Source organism: Mycobacterium novum, assembly GCF_010726505.1.
Taxonomy (GTDB): Bacteria; Actinomycetota; Actinomycetes; order Mycobacteriales; family Mycobacteriaceae; genus Mycobacterium; species Mycobacterium algericum.
On the sequence record NZ_AP022562.1, the window covers coordinates 2,602,243 to 2,616,301 of the forward strand.

General features: G+C 66.9%; 16 protein-coding genes. 4 read left to right on the forward strand and 12 right to left on the reverse strand.

Annotation, left to right across the window (positions count from 1 at the left end):
* Window positions 1–9 precede the first annotated feature (9 nt).
* Genes G6N19_RS11900 through G6N19_RS11910 form a run of 3 tightly spaced genes read right to left on the reverse strand, consistent with a single transcriptional unit; the run spans window position 10 to window position 2,320 of the window.
* A complete protein-coding gene (locus G6N19_RS11900) occupies window positions 10–936 on the reverse strand; it encodes a TIGR03619 family F420-dependent LLM class oxidoreductase (RefSeq protein ID WP_193466382.1) in 927 nt (308 codons plus the stop codon).
* Window positions 936–1,397, reverse strand: coding sequence for a nuclear transport factor 2 family protein (locus G6N19_RS11905; protein WP_232062381.1), 462 nt, complete (start codon window positions 1,395–1,397; stop codon window positions 936–938). The genes G6N19_RS11900 and G6N19_RS11905 overlap by 1 nt, the downstream gene beginning before the upstream one ends.
* On the reverse strand, window positions 1,394–2,320 hold the full coding sequence (locus G6N19_RS11910) for an IclR family transcriptional regulator (RefSeq protein WP_193465010.1): 927 nt from the start codon (window positions 2,318–2,320) through the stop codon (window positions 1,394–1,396). Before G6N19_RS11910 ends, G6N19_RS11905 begins: the two co-directional genes overlap by 4 nt.
* 141 nt (window positions 2,321–2,461) lie before the next feature.
* On the opposite strand from G6N19_RS11910, the gene G6N19_RS11915 reads away from it, so the two are divergent.
* Genes G6N19_RS11915 through G6N19_RS11925 form a run of 3 tightly spaced genes read left to right on the forward strand, consistent with a single transcriptional unit; the run spans window position 2,462 to window position 5,522 of the window.
* Window positions 2,462–3,592 (forward strand): hypothetical protein, encoded by a 1,131-nt coding sequence (locus tag G6N19_RS11915; protein WP_193465011.1) that lies wholly within the window; start codon window positions 2,462–2,464, stop codon window positions 3,590–3,592.
* 2 nt (window positions 3,593–3,594) lie between these two features.
* On the forward strand, window positions 3,595–4,377 hold the full coding sequence (locus tag G6N19_RS11920) for an SDR family oxidoreductase (RefSeq protein ID WP_193466384.1): 783 nt from the start codon (window positions 3,595–3,597) through the stop codon (window positions 4,375–4,377).
* Window positions 4,377–5,522: a sulfotransferase family protein gene (locus G6N19_RS11925; RefSeq protein WP_013830595.1), complete on the forward strand. Its 1,146-nt coding sequence runs from the start codon at window positions 4,377–4,379 to the stop codon at window positions 5,520–5,522. Before G6N19_RS11920 ends, G6N19_RS11925 begins: the two co-directional genes overlap by 1 nt.
* 103 nt (window positions 5,523–5,625) lie before the next feature.
* Here the strand turns inward: G6N19_RS11925 and G6N19_RS11930 are convergent, their stop codons facing one another.
* Entirely contained in the window at window positions 5,626–6,102 is a 477-nt protein-coding gene (locus tag G6N19_RS11930) for a hypothetical protein (RefSeq protein WP_193465012.1), read from the reverse strand.
* 5 nt (window positions 6,103–6,107) lie between these two features.
* Window positions 6,108–7,280 (reverse strand): Rieske 2Fe-2S domain-containing protein, encoded by a 1,173-nt coding sequence (locus G6N19_RS11935; protein WP_193465013.1) that lies wholly within the window; start codon window positions 7,278–7,280, stop codon window positions 6,108–6,110.
* Between the two features lie 112 nt (window positions 7,281–7,392).
* On the opposite strand from G6N19_RS11935, the gene G6N19_RS11940 reads away from it, so the two are divergent.
* Window positions 7,393–7,926 (forward strand): gamma carbonic anhydrase family protein, encoded by a 534-nt coding sequence (locus G6N19_RS11940; RefSeq protein ID WP_013830592.1) that lies wholly within the window; start codon window positions 7,393–7,395, stop codon window positions 7,924–7,926.
* Window positions 7,927–7,936: 10 nt separating this feature from the next.
* On the opposite strand, the gene G6N19_RS11945 is transcribed toward G6N19_RS11940, so the two are convergent.
* The 7 genes from G6N19_RS11945 to G6N19_RS11975 all read right to left on the reverse strand — a co-directional run bounded on the left by G6N19_RS11945 (window position 7,937) and on the right by G6N19_RS11975 (window position 14,043).
* The gene (locus G6N19_RS11945; protein WP_193465014.1) at window positions 7,937–8,596 is read right to left on the reverse strand and encodes a hypothetical protein; all 660 of its coding nucleotides are present in this window, start codon (window positions 8,594–8,596) and stop codon (window positions 7,937–7,939) included.
* A gap of 118 nt (window positions 8,597–8,714) precedes the next feature.
* A complete protein-coding gene (locus G6N19_RS11950) occupies window positions 8,715–9,407 on the reverse strand; it encodes a hypothetical protein (protein ID WP_013830590.1) in 693 nt (230 codons plus the stop codon).
* 111 nt (window positions 9,408–9,518) lie between these two features.
* Complete coding sequence (locus tag G6N19_RS11955; RefSeq protein ID WP_013830589.1) at window positions 9,519–9,932, reverse strand: nuclear transport factor 2 family protein; 414 nt, start codon at window positions 9,930–9,932, stop codon at window positions 9,519–9,521.
* Between the two features lie 4 nt (window positions 9,933–9,936).
* The gene (locus tag G6N19_RS11960; RefSeq protein ID WP_041318826.1) at window positions 9,937–10,815 is read right to left on the reverse strand and encodes a TIGR03619 family F420-dependent LLM class oxidoreductase; all 879 of its coding nucleotides are present in this window, start codon (window positions 10,813–10,815) and stop codon (window positions 9,937–9,939) included.
* Entirely contained in the window at window positions 10,815–11,999 is a 1,185-nt protein-coding gene (locus tag G6N19_RS11965) for a thiolase domain-containing protein (protein WP_013830587.1), read from the reverse strand. Before G6N19_RS11965 ends, G6N19_RS11960 begins: the two co-directional genes overlap by 1 nt.
* Window positions 11,999–13,063 carry a thiolase domain-containing protein gene (locus G6N19_RS11970; RefSeq protein ID WP_013830586.1) on the reverse strand — a complete coding sequence of 355 codons (1,065 nt, stop codon included), beginning with the start codon at window positions 13,061–13,063 and terminating at the stop codon, window positions 11,999–12,001. Before G6N19_RS11970 ends, G6N19_RS11965 begins: the two co-directional genes overlap by 1 nt.
* A 14-nt stretch (window positions 13,064–13,077) precedes the next feature.
* Window positions 13,078–14,043 carry a Zn-ribbon domain-containing OB-fold protein gene (locus G6N19_RS11975; RefSeq protein WP_193466385.1) on the reverse strand — a complete coding sequence of 322 codons (966 nt, stop codon included), beginning with the start codon at window positions 14,041–14,043 and terminating at the stop codon, window positions 13,078–13,080.
* Window positions 14,044–14,059: the final 16 nt, after the last annotated feature.

Here is a 14,059-nt window from a genome sequence, read left to right on the forward strand (position 1 = left end):
CGGTGTCTCCTAGGTTGCGGCGCGGAACGCCTCGACGAGTTCGCTCAGCAGCTTGGTGGCCCCCTCGGCGTCGCGCGGCAGTGAGCAGGTGACCCGCACGTCGGTGACGCCGGCGGCCACCAGTGCCGGTGCCGATGCCGCGGTGGCCGCGGGATCGAGGGAACCGTCAGCGCGTTTGACGGTCTTCGCGTGGCCCAGCACCTGCAAGCCGGTCGGATCGCCACCGAGGCCGGCAATGCGGTCCTTCATCGCCGCGATGGCGCCGGCCGGATCCCGTATCGCCGGACCCCACGGGATCCAGCCGGTGCCGAACCGGGCCAGCCGGCGTGCCACCGCGTCGTTGACGGTGCCGCTAACCCAGATCGGAACACCCCCCGGCTGAACGGGTTTGGGCATCTGATGAATGTTGTCGAATGACAACTCCGGTGAGGCGTAGCTGCTGCGCTGCTGGGTCCAGAGGGTCTGGCACACCTCGAGGGTGTGATCCAGTAACCGCCCGCGCCGCTCGAATACCAGCCCGGCGGCCTCATACTCCTCGCGTTGCCAGCCGATGCCGACGCCCAGATCCAGCCGCCCGCCCGAGAGTACGTCCAGGGTGGCCAACTGCTTGGCCAACACCGCCGGTCGGCGCAGCGCCGCCAGCAGGACCGCGGTGCCGAGCCGGATCCGGGTGGTTGTCGCCGCCAGCGCGGTCAGCACGATCAGCGGGTCGAGCCATTGGCCGTCGGGGCCGGTCGGTTGTCGGCCACCGGCGATCCCGCCCAGCCGGGGATCGGCGTAGGCGTCCGGGTTCTCGCCGAACACCACATGGTCGGAGACGACGACCCGATCCACTCCGGCGGCGTCCATCGCGGCGCCCAGCGCCAGGGTGGCGTCCCAGTCATGGCCGGGATCATCGGTGAAAGTCTTCAGCTGCAGCGAGATCTGGGGTGACATCACGTTCGCACCTTTCGGGCCGGCCGGGACTCGATCGCGTCGATCGACAGCGCGCGCACCGCGATCCGCCAGCCCTTCTCGCCGCGGCGGTAGACGTCGCTGTAGCGCAGATACCAGACGTGGTCGGTCAGCTTGCCGTCGCCGTCGATCCAGTGATGCGCCACCCCGGCGATCTGTCCGGTCGCCGTGTCGCCGGCGGCATCGGAGGCGGTGTAGATCTCGCCGAGGATGCCGTGCTGGGTCCGGATCACTCCGGCGAGCCCGGACAGCGCCTTCCGTACTCCGGCATGGCCGGTGTGACGCACGTGCGGCTCGAGGTGCTCCGGTGGTTGCGGCACGATCAGTGCGGCGTCGGCCGTGAACAATTCGGCCACCTCGTCGAATCGGCGCGCATCGACGTAGCCGGCGTAGCGGTGCACAAGCCCCGACACCGCCAGCCGGTCGGCCATCGGCAAGCTCATGGCGCCGAACCCAACAGTGACGTCGGCTTGCTCCCACCGAGTTGCCCGGTGAGCGCGTCGGCGGTCCGGAGCAGCCCGCGCGCCCATCTGGTGATCTCGGTGTCGGTCAGCGCGCGTTGGGCGTGCAGCGAAACCACCATCGCCTGACGTTGATGATGGTCGTACACCGGCGCCGAGATGACGCTGATGTCGTGGCGCTCACGAGTGCCGGCCACTCGGGTTTTGTCGCGCAGGTACACCCGCTCGCCGATGTCGGAGACCAGTTCGCCGAGCAGGGCGCGCAGCTCGTCGGGCAGGTCACTGGGCAGGCCCGCCATCATGGCGTAGAGCCGCTGCCCACCCGGTGTCAGCCGCTCGACCAGGTAGCCGTCTGACCGGCATTCGGCGACGACGCGCCGCAGCCGTTCGCTCTCGGAGCGCAGCGGAATGGTGGGTTGCCGGGCCAACCAGTCCTGCAGCGCAGCATCGTCCCAGAGCACGAACATCAGTCCCACCGGCGGCGCGAACGGATAGCTCTGGCCGGCCTGAACTCCCAGCCGCGCGTTCGGGGCCGCGACCAACTCCAAAACCGTGATCCGGTCGTCGAGCACCGCGCTCAGCGCTGCGGACGTGGCGAACTCCACCGAAAGACGCCGCAGTTGTTCACGGGCTGCCGGGCCGACCCGCAGCGACTGCTGGGCGGCCCGGCCGAGCGAGATCAGCCCCGGACCGAGCCGATAGGTCTTGTCCGGGTCGTCGCGCGTCAGGTAGCCGGCCTCGGTCAGCGTGGTGGCGATGCCCAGGCAGGTGGGCTTGGACAGGCCGGTCCGGCGGGCGAGGTCGGAAAGCCCGAAACGCTGGTCGGGGTGCTGGGCCAGAAAGTCCAGCAGCGCCACCACCCGCTCGGTCGGCGGCGACGACCGCGCCGATTGACGGGGCGCCACTTGTCCAGACGCCGGTCGTCCAGACGGTTGCGCGGGCACAGCCATTGCCGCATGGTAGCGCGACCGTCTAAAGTCGGTTCGAGATATCTACCATTTCGGTTCATTATTGAACCGCGCGATGATCAGGGAGGTGCTGCCGCGATGTACTCCGAGCCACTGACGGCCGCGATCGCCGAGGCGGAGAAGCTGGTCGCCGCCGCCCCCCACATCGAGACCGAGGCCGACCTGCTCGAAGGTCTGCAGTACCTCGCCGGCGGGATCGAGGCGTGCGTGCATGCCGCGTTCAACTCCGAACGGGACCACCCGTTTTTGCTGTCGGGCACCGGGCCGTTCACCAAGATGGGCCTGGACAATCCCGACACCTTGTACTTCGGCACGGTGGTGCGCCCCGGCAACGACTATGTGGTGCGCGGTGTCCGGGGGACGACGACCGACCTGAGCTTCCAACTGCTCGGCGGTGAGTACACCGACGACAACGTCCCGGCCAGCGAGGCGGCGTTCGACGACCGCGAACTCGATATCTCGGCGGCCGACGGCAGCTTCGAATGGCGGTTCCGGCCGAAGACGCCGGCGCAACTGGTGATCCGTGAGGTCTACAACGACTGGAGCGCCCGGCGTGGCACGCTCTCGATATCCCGGACCGACACCGCGGGCACCGCCCCGCCACCGCTGACTCGTGGACTCATCGAGAAGCGTTATGCGGCAGCGGGAAAGCAACTGATCAACCGGATCAAGACCTGGCTGGCGTTCCCGCAGTGGTTCTACCTCAATCTTCCGGTCAACACCATGGTGGCGCCGCGGCTCACGCCTGGCGGGCTGGCCACCCAGTACTCGTCGGCGGGGCACTACGAGTTACGTCCGGAGGAGGCGCTGCTGATCACCCTGCCGGTGTCCGATGCGCCCTACCTGGGTTTTCAGCTGGGTAGCCTGTGGTACATCTCGCTGGACTACATCAACCACCAGACTTCGCTGAATGCGACCCAGGCGCAGGCAGACCCGGACGGCAAGATCCGGATCGTGGTCTCCGACACCAATCCCGGTATCACCAACTGGGTCGAGACCCTGGGTCACCGCCGCGGCTTTCTGCAGTTCCGCTGGCAGCGCGTGTCACGTCAGCTCACCGAGGCCGACGGGCCGACCGTCGAGCTCGTCGACGTCGACGCGATTCCGGCGGCACTGCCCTTCTACGAGCACAACAAGATCGCGCAAGACGGCTGGCGGGCGCGTATCGCGCTGCGGCAGCAGCAAATCGCCAACAGAATGCTGGGGTGAAGATGACCGGGATGCTCAACGGCAAAGTCGTGGTGATCAGTGGGGTCGGGCCGGGGCTCGGCAGTACGCTGGCGCACCGATTCGCGGCCGAGGGCGCCGACCTGGTGCTGGCCGCGCGCAGCGCGGATCGCCTGGAAGAGGTGGCGAAGCAGGTCCGCGCCGCCGGGCGTCGCGCACTTGTGGTGCCCGCCGACATCACCGACGACGACCAGGTGGCCAACCTCGTCGAGGCGGCCACCGGCGAGTACGACCACATCGACGTGCTGATCAACAATGCCTTCCGGGTGCCGTCGATGAAGCCGCTGGCGCAGACCAGCTTTCAGCACATCCGGGATGCCATCGAGCTCAGCGGTCTCGGTGCGCTGCGGCTGACGCAGGGGCTGACTGCCGCGCTGGCCGAGGCCAACGGCGCGGTGGTCAACCTGAACTCCATGGTGATTCGGCACTCCCAGCCCAAGTACGGTGCCTACAAGATGGCCAAGGCGGCACTGCTGGCGATGTCACAGTCACTGGCATCCGAACTGGGAGAGCAGGGCATTCGGGTCAACTCCGTTGCGCCCGGCTACATTTGGGGCGACACGCTGCAGGGCTACTTCGCCCACCAGGCCGGCAAGTACGGCACCACCGTCGAGCAGATCTACGCCGCCACCGCTGCTAACTCCGATCTGAAGCGGCTGCCCACCGAGGATGAGGTGGCCTCGGCGGTGCTGTTCCTGGCCAGCGACCTGGCCAGCGGGATCACCGGCCAGGTGATCGACGTCAACTGCGGGGAGTACCACAACTGATGACGCCACGCACCGATGTCGGAACCGTCGAGGATCTGCACGCCTCGGCCACCAAGATGGTCGGTCTCGACGACTTCGGCCCCGACGACGACAACTACCGCGAAGCCCTGGGCGTGCTGCTGGAGTCCTACCGCACCGAGGCCGACCTCACCGAGCTGGGCAGCAAGATGAACCGGTTCTTCCTGCGCGGCGCGCTGGTGGCCCGGCTGCTGGCCCAGGCCGGGTGGAAGCAGCATCCCGAGTACGCCGAGGTGGCCGTCGAACGGCCGATATTCGTCACCGGGCTGCCCCGCACCGGCACTACCGCGCTGCACCGGCTGTTGGGCGCCGACCCGGCGCACCAGGGCTTGGAGATGTGGCTTGCCGAATTCCCGCAGCCGCGCCCGCCACGCGAAACCTGGGACAGCAACCCGGTGTTCGCGCAGATGCAGGCGCAGTTTGCCCGGCACCACGACGAGAACCCGGACTACACCGGGCTGCACTTCATGACCGCCGACGGTCTCGAGGAGTGCTGGCAGTTGCTGCGCCAGTCGCTGCATTCGGTGTCCTATGAGACGCTGGCGCACCTGCCGAGCTATTCGCGCTGGCTCTCCGAGCAGGATTGGATCCCGTCATACCGGCGGCATCGCCGCAACCTGCAGCTGATCGGGCTCAACGACCCGGGCAAGCGGTGGGTGCTCAAGAATCCCAGTCACCTGTTCGCCCTGGACGCGATCATGGCGGTCTACCCGGACGCGCTCATCGTGCAGTGCCACCGGCCGGTCGAGACCATCCTGGCGTCGATGTGCTCGCTGGCCCAGCACACCACCGAAGGTCAGTCGAACACCTTCGTCGGCGCGCAGATCGGCATCGACGAGATGGAGACCTGGGCCCGCGGACTGGAGCTGTTCAACAGCCAGCGCCCCCGATACGACCAGGCCCAGTTCTGCGATGTCGACTATCGCGAGTTCGTCGCCGATCCGCTGGCGACCGCGGCGGGCATCTACGAACGCTTCGGCCTGCCGCTCTCGGATGCCGCGCGACAGGCGATGGCCGACGACTACGCCGCCAGCAAGACCGGGCCGCGTGCGCCCAAACACCAGTACTCGCTGGAGGATTACGGGCTGACCACCGAGCAGGTCCGGGAGCGTTTCGCCGGCCTGTGAGGGGCCCCTTTTTGGGGGCGAGCAGACATGAAAGCCCCTAAATCCGGGACGATCTGGGGGCTTTCGCGTCTGCTGGCGGGGTAAAAGTGGACCGGGGACGCGCTCAGTCGATGCCGTCACCGGGCGGCGGTGCGCTGGAGGTCTCCTCCAGGTGGCCCTCGGCGACCGCGTGCCGGATGCTCTTCGCCAGGTTCGGGCAGCCGCGGCTGCGGCTGCTGGCATGGCCGGCTTTGCGCTCGGCGGCGAAGAACGCGCACTGCGTCAGCGACTCCGAACTCCACTGCACCGAGGTATATCCCGGTCCCAGCTTTTTCACCTCGACGCTCGCCCGGCAGTGCCGGCACTCGACCGGCACCAGCCCGGAGTGCAGATAACGCTCTGAATCCCGTTCCGTTGCAGCACGTATCGCCTCATACCGGGCCGGATCGACCGGGAACAACGGCTGCCGCGAGTAACGGGTGTCAGGACCGGAGTCGTCGGTGTCGGGCTCGTCGTGGTGGTCGTCATGCGGGCCGTACAGCGCCAGCATGGGCCGCGCCAGATCTTCGACTGCCGGGACGCCGCGTTCCTCCGGGCTCATGACGGCTACTCGGCGCTAACGGTTTCGGCGGACTCCGTGCTCTTGTCGGACTCGGCCTGCTCGCGCAGGTTCTCGGCGACCTCGGCGTTCCACTTCTCGTTGGCGACCGTCGCGTCGATCTCGATCTCGAAGCGATCGGTCATCTCCGGGGTGACATCGGCGACGTCGACGTAGAACTGCGAGTACCAGCGCCGCAGCTGGTAGACCGCGCCGTCCTCCTCGACCAGCAGCGGGTTCTCGATGCGGCTCTTGTGCGTCCAGATCTCGACGTCTTGCAGGAAGCCCTTGCTGACGCCCTCGGTCATGACCTCGGCGAGCTTCTCGGTGGTCTCATCGTCCAGGCCCTTGGGCTTCTGCACGATGACGCCCCACATCAGCCGGAACTGGTCATGGCTGATCGGGTAGTGGCAGTTGATCAGAATCGACTCGGACTTGAAACCGCTGTAGCTGTTGTGCAGCCAGTTGATCATGAACGACGGCCCGAAGTAGGACGCCTCGGAGTCCAATTCCGCACCGGCGTAGCTGGTGCCCAGCCCGGGGACGTCGGGACGCCCGACATTGTGCAGGTACTGCGAAGCGATGTGGCCTTCGAAGACGTTCTTGAACGACGTGGGCAGGCCGTAGTGGATGTAGAAGAAGTGCGCGAAGTCGGTGACGTTGTCGATGATGTCGCGGCAGTTGGAGTCGATCACCATGGAATTCCAGCGCCAGTCGGTCCACTCGCCGCTGGACCACTCCGGGATCTCCGGGATCCGCACCTCGTCCGGCGGCGGGTTGCCCTCCGGGTCGTGCCACATGAACAACAGACCGCCGCGCACGTCGGTCGGGAAGGAGCGGGTCCGGGCCATCCGGGGGGTCCGCTTGGAGTAGGGGACCAGCTTGCAGCGGCCGTCGCCGCCCCAGCGCCAGTCGTGGAACGGGCAGGCCACCTCGTCGCCCTTGATGGTGCCGCGACTGAGGTCGCCGCCCATGTGACGGCAGTAGGCGTCGAGTACGTGCAGGTCACCGTGGGAATCGCCGAAGACCACCAGCTTGGCGCCGAACGCGTGGATCGAGTGCGGTTTGCCGTCCAGGAACTCTTTGACCGGCCCCAGGCAGTGCCAGCCCCTGGCGTAGCGATCCGGCAGCGCGCCGGTGTCGATTTCGCGGACGCCGACCTCGGCGTTGTCAGTGCTCACCTGTTGCCTCCAACCCGTTGCTTCTAACTAGAACACGTTACAGTTTTGCTGCCCGGTTATGCAATAAAGCCAGTTGGATAGGGGTCTTTCGGCCCTGGGGTATACCTGAACAATGCAGCTCTTCTCCTTCAACGGCCGTTCTCCCCGGATCGACCCCAGCGCCTTCGTCGCGCCGACCGCCACCCTGATCGGCGACGTCACCATCGAGGCCGGTGCGTCGGTGTGGTTCGGTGCCGTGCTGCGCGGCGACGATGCACCCATCGTGGTGCGTGAAGGGGCCAACGTGCAGGACGGCTCGGTGCTGCACGTACCGCCGGGGGTGCCGGTGGACATCGGCCCCGGTGCGACGGTGGCTCACATGTGCCTGATTCACGGCGCGCACATCGGCGCCGAGGCACTGATCGGCAATCACGCCACGGTGCTCGACGGCGCGGTCATCGGCAGCCGCACCCTGGTCGCGGCCGGCGCAACGGTGCTGGCCGGGACCAAGATCCCCGACGGGATGCTGGTGACCGGTGCACCCGCGGTCATCAAGGGCCCGATCGCGGGCACCGGCGCCGAGATGTGGATCGACGCAAACCCGCCGTACTATCGCGGTCTCGCGCAGCGCTACCGCGACGGGTTGGAGGCCGTGGAGCCGAGCTAGCTAGACCGAACTAAGTCTCGATCGCCGCGAGTTCGGCCAGCAGTTGGGCGAACATGTCGCCGGCATCGGAGGCGTCCGCGCCGCCCGACGCGTCGGTGAACGGGATCTCAAACAGGGTGAATTGCTGTCCGGGGACGCCCACCAAGTCTTTCATGCCGTCTTCGGTGATCAAGAAGGTGTTGGTGAACACCGGCCACATGATGAATTGGCTGGCGTACCCGAGATCAGGGTCGTTGATGACGGTGTTGCTGAACAGGTTGACCAGCCCGACGACATGGGTGTCGAACTCGAAAAGATTGGTCGTGTCGATGACTGTTCCCACGCTGGGATAGCCGGCCGAGTCATCGAGCAGGCCGGTGACCTCGGTGTGCTCGCTGGAGTAGAAGAAGGGGACGTAGAACGTGCTTTGGTGGGCGGTGTACCAGTCGTCGGCTCCCTGGTAGGTATGGGTGGCGATGTAGTCGCCGTAGGAAGTGCCGATCGGGCCGAACTGCTCTCCCCCTTTGTTCGTCCACGAAGTCCCGTCGATGTAGCCGGGCGCGCCCATAAAAGTATCGGTGCCGTAGGGCCAGCCGTCCTCGATCGCGTCGGCGCCGGCGTGGCCGGCGAGTGCGACCGCGACCCCGACTGCGGCTCCCAAGACTCCCACCGCGATGCGGGTCTTGCCCATGACTACCCCTTGAAAAGCGAAAAGCCGTCTTTTTATTTTCAGGAAATTATCACTTTTGCCAGGGTTGGTCAACGCCGACTGCCCAGGCCTGACGCCGGCCGGCGGTGGGGCCGACGGGTCACAACAGATCCGTTGCGCCCGGTGCAGCGCCGGCCAGTTCGGCCAGCAGTTGGGCGAAGCCGCCGCCGGCATCCGATGCATCTCCGGCGCCGGACGCGTCGGTGAAGGGGAGCTCGAACACGGTGAATTGCTGGCCGAAGCTGCTCACTACGTCTTTCATGCCATCGTCGGTGTAGAGGAAGGTGTTCATGAACAAGGGCCACATCGTGAACTGGCTGGCGTATCCCACCTCCGGGTCATTGAGCGTGGATGAGGTGAACCAGTCGATGGCGCCGACAGGGCTGTTGGAACGGAAGAGCTCAGTTTCGTCGAAGACGGTTCCCACACTGGGGTAGCCGGCCGCATCGTCGAGCACGTTGGTGACCTCAGTGTGCTGGTTGGTGTAGAGGCCGGGAATGATGAACGTGTTGTCGTGGACGGTGTACCAGTCGTCGGTCTTGTCGACGTCGTGGGTGGCGGTGTAGTCGCCCCAGTTGTCGACGATGGGACCGAAGGCGTGCTGACCTTCGTTGGTGCCATATCCCTGGGCTATGACGAGAAAACCGGGCAGAGCCAGAGACGACGGGGTGAGCCCTCCCACGCCGCCGTAGGGCCAGCCGTCGTCGATGTCCTCGGCGGTGGCGTTACCCGCGAATGCGACACCGAGGCTCACCGCGGCGCCCAGGAGTCCTACCGAAACGCGAATCCGCATGGCCCACCCCCCAACAAGACGCCCTTTCCCCAACGGGCGATCTTGTTATATGTCGGCTAGGCGCAGAAAATTACTCCCCACGGGCGCCGGAGTCAATGAATCGAGCGAGATTCAGAGTTTGCGAGCGGTCTTTGCCGCGCGCTCGACCTCCCAGAACGCGCGCAGTGCGATCAGCTTGCCCTCGTCGTTGACCCGGTAGGTGAACACGCCGTCGGTGGTGATCTGGTGGCCCGCCATGGTGGTCACGATCGAGCCGACGTTGGCCTGCTCATTGCCGCAGGCGAAGCTGTCGACGAAATTGAACTCGATCTTGTCGGTCGGGGCGATCGCCTTGTCCCAGAACGCCGAGATCGCATCCCGGCCGCGGTGGCCCTTGCCCTCGGGGTCGAACGGCGAGGGACCGATCGGGTCCTCGACGATGGCGTCGTCGGCAAAGACCGACAGCCAGGTCTCCTTGTCGCGTGCGGCCACCGCATCGCGGGAGCGTTGGCCTGCCAGGTGGGCGGGGTGATCGGTGTTGGCCATGGGTCTACTCCTGCCAGCCGGAATGGATATAGGTGTCGGCGAAACGTTTCAGGGAGTCCCGCTTGGCGGCCAGCGGCGCGTCGAAGCCCAATCCGTCGAGCATCCAGGGGATCACGATATTGTCGGTGACGCCAGCCTCCGCCAGTTCGCGGTGGCCGTCGACGCCGAACTTGTCGATGCACACGGCCTGATACTCGAACGGCAGGTCGGCGCGGTCGTACTCGGCCAACAGCGCACGGAGCTTGCCGATGGTCTCGGCCAGCTGCGCGCCGGTCATCATCGCCGACGTCCAGCCGTCACCGATCCGGGCAGCGCGCTTCAACGCGACGTCGGTGTGCCCGCCCACATAGAACGGCACCGGCAGACTCGGTGCCGGGCTCATCTGCAGCCGGTCGAAATCGTAGAACTGGCCGTGGAATTCGACCATCCCGCCGGCCAGCACCAGTTTGATGACATCGATCATCTCGTCGACCCGCGCGCCGCGGCGAGCATAGGGAACGCCACACCATTCGAATTCCTCGGGCGCCCAGCCGATCCCGACGCCCAATGCGAACCGGTTACCGGTCAGGTTGGCCACAGAGCCAACTTGGCGGGCCAGCAGCAGCGGGTTGCGTGACCCCAGCTTGAGCACGTTGGTGTAGAACCGCAGTGTCGAGGTGACCGCCCCCATCGCGGCGGCGGCGATCAGCGGATCCACCCAGGGCGTCTCGGCGTTCCACATCCGGGAGCCGTCTGGGGTGTAGGGATAGTCCGCGGCCGCGGATTCCATGTAGAACAGCGAGTCAGGCAGCGCGATCGCGTCGAAACCCACCTCTTCGGCGGACTGGGCCAATGCGACCAGTTCATCGATCGGCCCCATCGCGACGCTGAGGGTGTACTTCATCATGCGGAAGGTTTGCCGGGTTTCTCGCTGCCGACCACCCACATCGAGTAGTACTGCGAGCCGCCGCCATAGGCGTGCCCCAGCGCCTTGCGGGCATTGGGAACCTGGTGGTCACCGCCCTTGCCCATCACCTGGATCGCGGACTCGGCGAACCGGATCATGCCCGACGCCCCGATCGGGTTGGACGACAACACCCCGCCGGACGGGTTCACCGGCAGCTTGCCGTCGATCGCGGTCTCGCCGGCCTGGGTGAGCTTCCAGCCCTCACCGGGCGCGGCGAAACCCAGGTTCTCCAGCCACATCGGCTCGAACCAGGAGAACGGCACGTAGATCTCCGCGGCGTCGATCTCGTCGATCGGGCTGGTGATCCCGGCGTCGCGCCAGAGCGCGGCCGCGGCGTCCCGACCGGCCTGCGGGTTGACCTGGTCGCGGCCGGCATAGGCCAGCGGCTCGGTGCGCAGCGCGGTGGCATGAATCCAGGCCACCGGATGGCCCGCGGCGACCCGGGCGTCGGCGGTGTCCTCGTCGCCGATCACCACCGCGCATGCGCCGTCCGAGGACGGACAGGTCTCGTCGAAACGGATCGGATCCCACAGCATCTGTGACGACATCACCTTCTCGACGGTGATGTCGGGCTGGTGCAGGTGCGCGAGCGGATTGCGGGCACCGTTGAGCCGGTCTTTGACCACCACCTTGGCGCCGGTGTCCACCGGGGCGCCGGACCGGCGGATGTAGGCACGCACGTGCGGGGCGAAATAGCCGCCGGCACCGGCCCCGACCGGCTTGGTGAACGGCACCGGGATGGAAAGCCCCCACATGGCGTTGGACTCCGACTGCTTCTCCCAGGCCATCGCCAGCACCCGGCGGTACTTGCCGGACTTGACCAGGCTGGCGGCGACGATTGCAGTCGACCCGCCCACCGAGCCCGCAGTGTGCACCCGGATCAGCGGCTTGCCCGTGGCGCCCACGGCATCTGCCATGAACAGCTCCGGCATCATCACGCCCTCGAAGAAGTCCGGCGCCTTGCCGACCACCACCGCGTCGATGTCGGCGAACGTCGAGCCGGAGTCGGCGAGCGCGCGGTCGATCGCCTCGCGCACCAGCCCGTTCATCGATACGTCGTGACGCTTGGCGACGTACTTGGTCTGTCCGGTGCCCAGCACCGCGGCAAGTTGGGTGGTCATCAGTTACGTCCCTCCATCACCGCGACCAGGTTCTGCTGCAGCGCCGGCCCGCTGGTGGCGTGCGCGAGCACCCGGCCTGCCGAGCCATTGAAGATGTGTTGGGCGGCGAAACCGATCCGCTCCAGCCCGGCGACGAACATCGGATTGGCCGCCAGCGCACCGCCCGATGGGTTGACCTTCGCCCGCGACGGCAACCGCATCGCCTCGGTCAGGATCAGGTGCTGATGGGTGAACGGCGCATGGATCTCGGCGACTTCCACCGCGGGCATGTCGTCGCCGCTGGCCGCGCGTGCCGATGCGGTGGTCGACGGCGAGCGGGTCAGATCGCGGCTGCCGAGCACCGGGGAGTCGATGCGGTGCTCGAAACCGGTGATCCAGGCTGGATTTTCGCACAGTTCACGGGCCTTGTCGCCGGCGGCCAGGACGATCGCGGCGGCGCCGTCGGTGATCGGTGCGATGTCGTGCCGGCGCAGCGGGTCGGCGAAGAACGGACGCTCCAGCAGTTCGTCGAGGCTGTCGGAGGACTCCACCGAATCCACCCGTTCGGCGACCGCGAAGGACTCCAGCGCCACCCGGGCCATCTGCTCTTGGGTCCACTGCCCGCCGTCGAGGCCGAGCCGGGCCTGCAGTCCGGCGATCGAGATCGAGTCCGGCCACAGCGGGGCGACGGTGTAGGGATCGGTCTGCAGCGCCAGAATCCGGCGCAGCTGGCCGGCCGAGGACTTGCCGAAGCCGTAAGCCAGCGCGGTGTCGACCTCGCCGGTCAGCACCTTGATGTAGGCCTCATACAGCGCCCACGCGCCGTCCATCTCCACATGCGACTCATTGATCGGCGGCACCGCGCCGATCGAGTCGATCGCCGAGATGAACGAGAAGGCCCGCCCGGCAAGGTAATCCGAGGAACCGGAGCACCAGAATCCGATGTCGGCGCGTTCGATTCCCAGTTCACGGTATAGTTGCTCGAAGCACGGCATCAGCATTTCGACGCCGTTGGTGGTGCCGTCGGTGCGGCGGACGTGCGGGGCGTGGGCGAAACCCACCACCGCGACATCGCGAGTGCTCATCTGGCGGGTTCCCCTTACAGGTGGTGCTTGTAGGTGTCGTAGTCGGCGTCCGGCTCCCCGGTCGGCCGGAAGTACTCGATGTTCTCCATGCCGTAGGTCCATTCCTCGCGGGGCTTCCACACCGCCTGCACCCGCATGCCCATCCGCACGTCGGCGGCGTCGACGTCGGAAACCAGTGTCAGGAACGGGATGTCGGCGCCGTCGAGCAGCACGTAGGCCGCCACGTAGGGCGGTTTGATCTTCTGGCCCTGGAACGGGATGTTGATGATCGCGAACGTGGTGATGGTGCCGGTGTCCGGCAATTCGACGTAGTCGGTGAGCTGTCGGCCGGTGGCCGGGTCGGCCTCTCGGGCGGGGAAGTAGACCTTTCCGTCTGTGCCGGTACGCGCGCCCAGCAGCTTGCCCTCCTTGAACGCGCGAAGGTACGCGCTCTCCGGGTGCGAGGCGCTGTGCTGGATCTCCAGGGCTATCGGGGTGATCACCATCGACACCGGATCCCGGTCGTCGGATCCTTGCTCGACCGGTTCGGGGTCCTCGCCGATCGCGAAGTACGCGATGTCGGTGATCGCGCCGACCGTTTCCTCGGCCCAGTGCACGTGCACCCGGGTACCGGCGCTGATCGCCTTGGGGCCTTCGGCGGCCACCGCGTGCAGCAATGGCACGTCGGCGCCGTCGAGCTTGATCAGCGCCCAGGCGAACGGAGTGTCCAGCGGCTGGCCCTCCAGGGGCTCCGGCTGCCAGGACCATGACACTACGGTTCCGACACTGGCCACCGGTACGATCTCCGTGAGCTGTTCGTATGTGACCGGGTCGTACTCGGCGGGCGGTACGTACACCCGCCCGTCGGAGCCGCGGACCCCGACGATGCGGCGCTCACGCAGAGCGGTGAAGAATTGGCCCAGAACCGGACCCGTCGAACGGGTGTAGTCGAACGACAACCCCAATGGGGCGGACAGCGGCGGTTCCGACGGTTCTGTCAGGGCGGAGCGGTGTTCG

Excerpts from the sequence above, each read along its gene's own strand:
- G6N19_RS11905 (WP_232062381.1), bottom strand. The coding sequence starts at position 1,397 with ATGAGCTTGCCGATGGCCGACCGGCTGGCGGTGTCGGGGCTTGTGCAC.
- G6N19_RS11930 (WP_193465012.1), bottom strand. The coding sequence starts at position 6,102 with ATGAGCCCGGAGGAACGCGGCGTCCCGGCAGTCGAAGATCTGGCGCGG.
- G6N19_RS11915 (WP_193465011.1), top strand. The coding sequence starts at position 2,462 with ATGTACTCCGAGCCACTGACGGCCGCGATCGCCGAGGCGGAGAAGCTG.
- G6N19_RS11945 (WP_193465014.1), bottom strand. The coding sequence starts at position 8,596 with ATGGGCAAGACCCGCATCGCGGTGGGAGTCTTGGGAGCCGCAGTCGGG.
- G6N19_RS11955 (WP_013830589.1), bottom strand. The coding sequence starts at position 9,932 with ATGGCCAACACCGATCACCCCGCCCACCTGGCAGGCCAACGCTCCCGC.
- G6N19_RS11920 (WP_193466384.1), top strand. The coding sequence starts at position 3,595 with ATGACCGGGATGCTCAACGGCAAAGTCGTGGTGATCAGTGGGGTCGGG.
- G6N19_RS11970 (WP_013830586.1), bottom strand. The coding sequence starts at position 13,063 with ATGAGCACTCGCGATGTCGCGGTGGTGGGTTTCGCCCACGCCCCGCAC.
- G6N19_RS11925 (WP_013830595.1), top strand. The coding sequence starts at position 4,377 with ATGACGCCACGCACCGATGTCGGAACCGTCGAGGATCTGCACGCCTCG.
- G6N19_RS11965 (WP_013830587.1), bottom strand. The coding sequence starts at position 11,999 with ATGACCACCCAACTTGCCGCGGTGCTGGGCACCGGACAGACCAAGTAC.
- G6N19_RS11960 (WP_041318826.1), bottom strand. The coding sequence starts at position 10,815 with ATGAAGTACACCCTCAGCGTCGCGATGGGGCCGATCGATGAACTGGTC.
- G6N19_RS11940 (WP_013830592.1), top strand. The coding sequence starts at position 7,393 with ATGCAGCTCTTCTCCTTCAACGGCCGTTCTCCCCGGATCGACCCCAGC.
- G6N19_RS11950 (WP_013830590.1), bottom strand. The coding sequence starts at position 9,407 with ATGCGGATTCGCGTTTCGGTAGGACTCCTGGGCGCCGCGGTGAGCCTC.
- G6N19_RS11900 (WP_193466382.1), bottom strand. The coding sequence starts at position 936 with ATGTCACCCCAGATCTCGCTGCAGCTGAAGACTTTCACCGATGATCCC.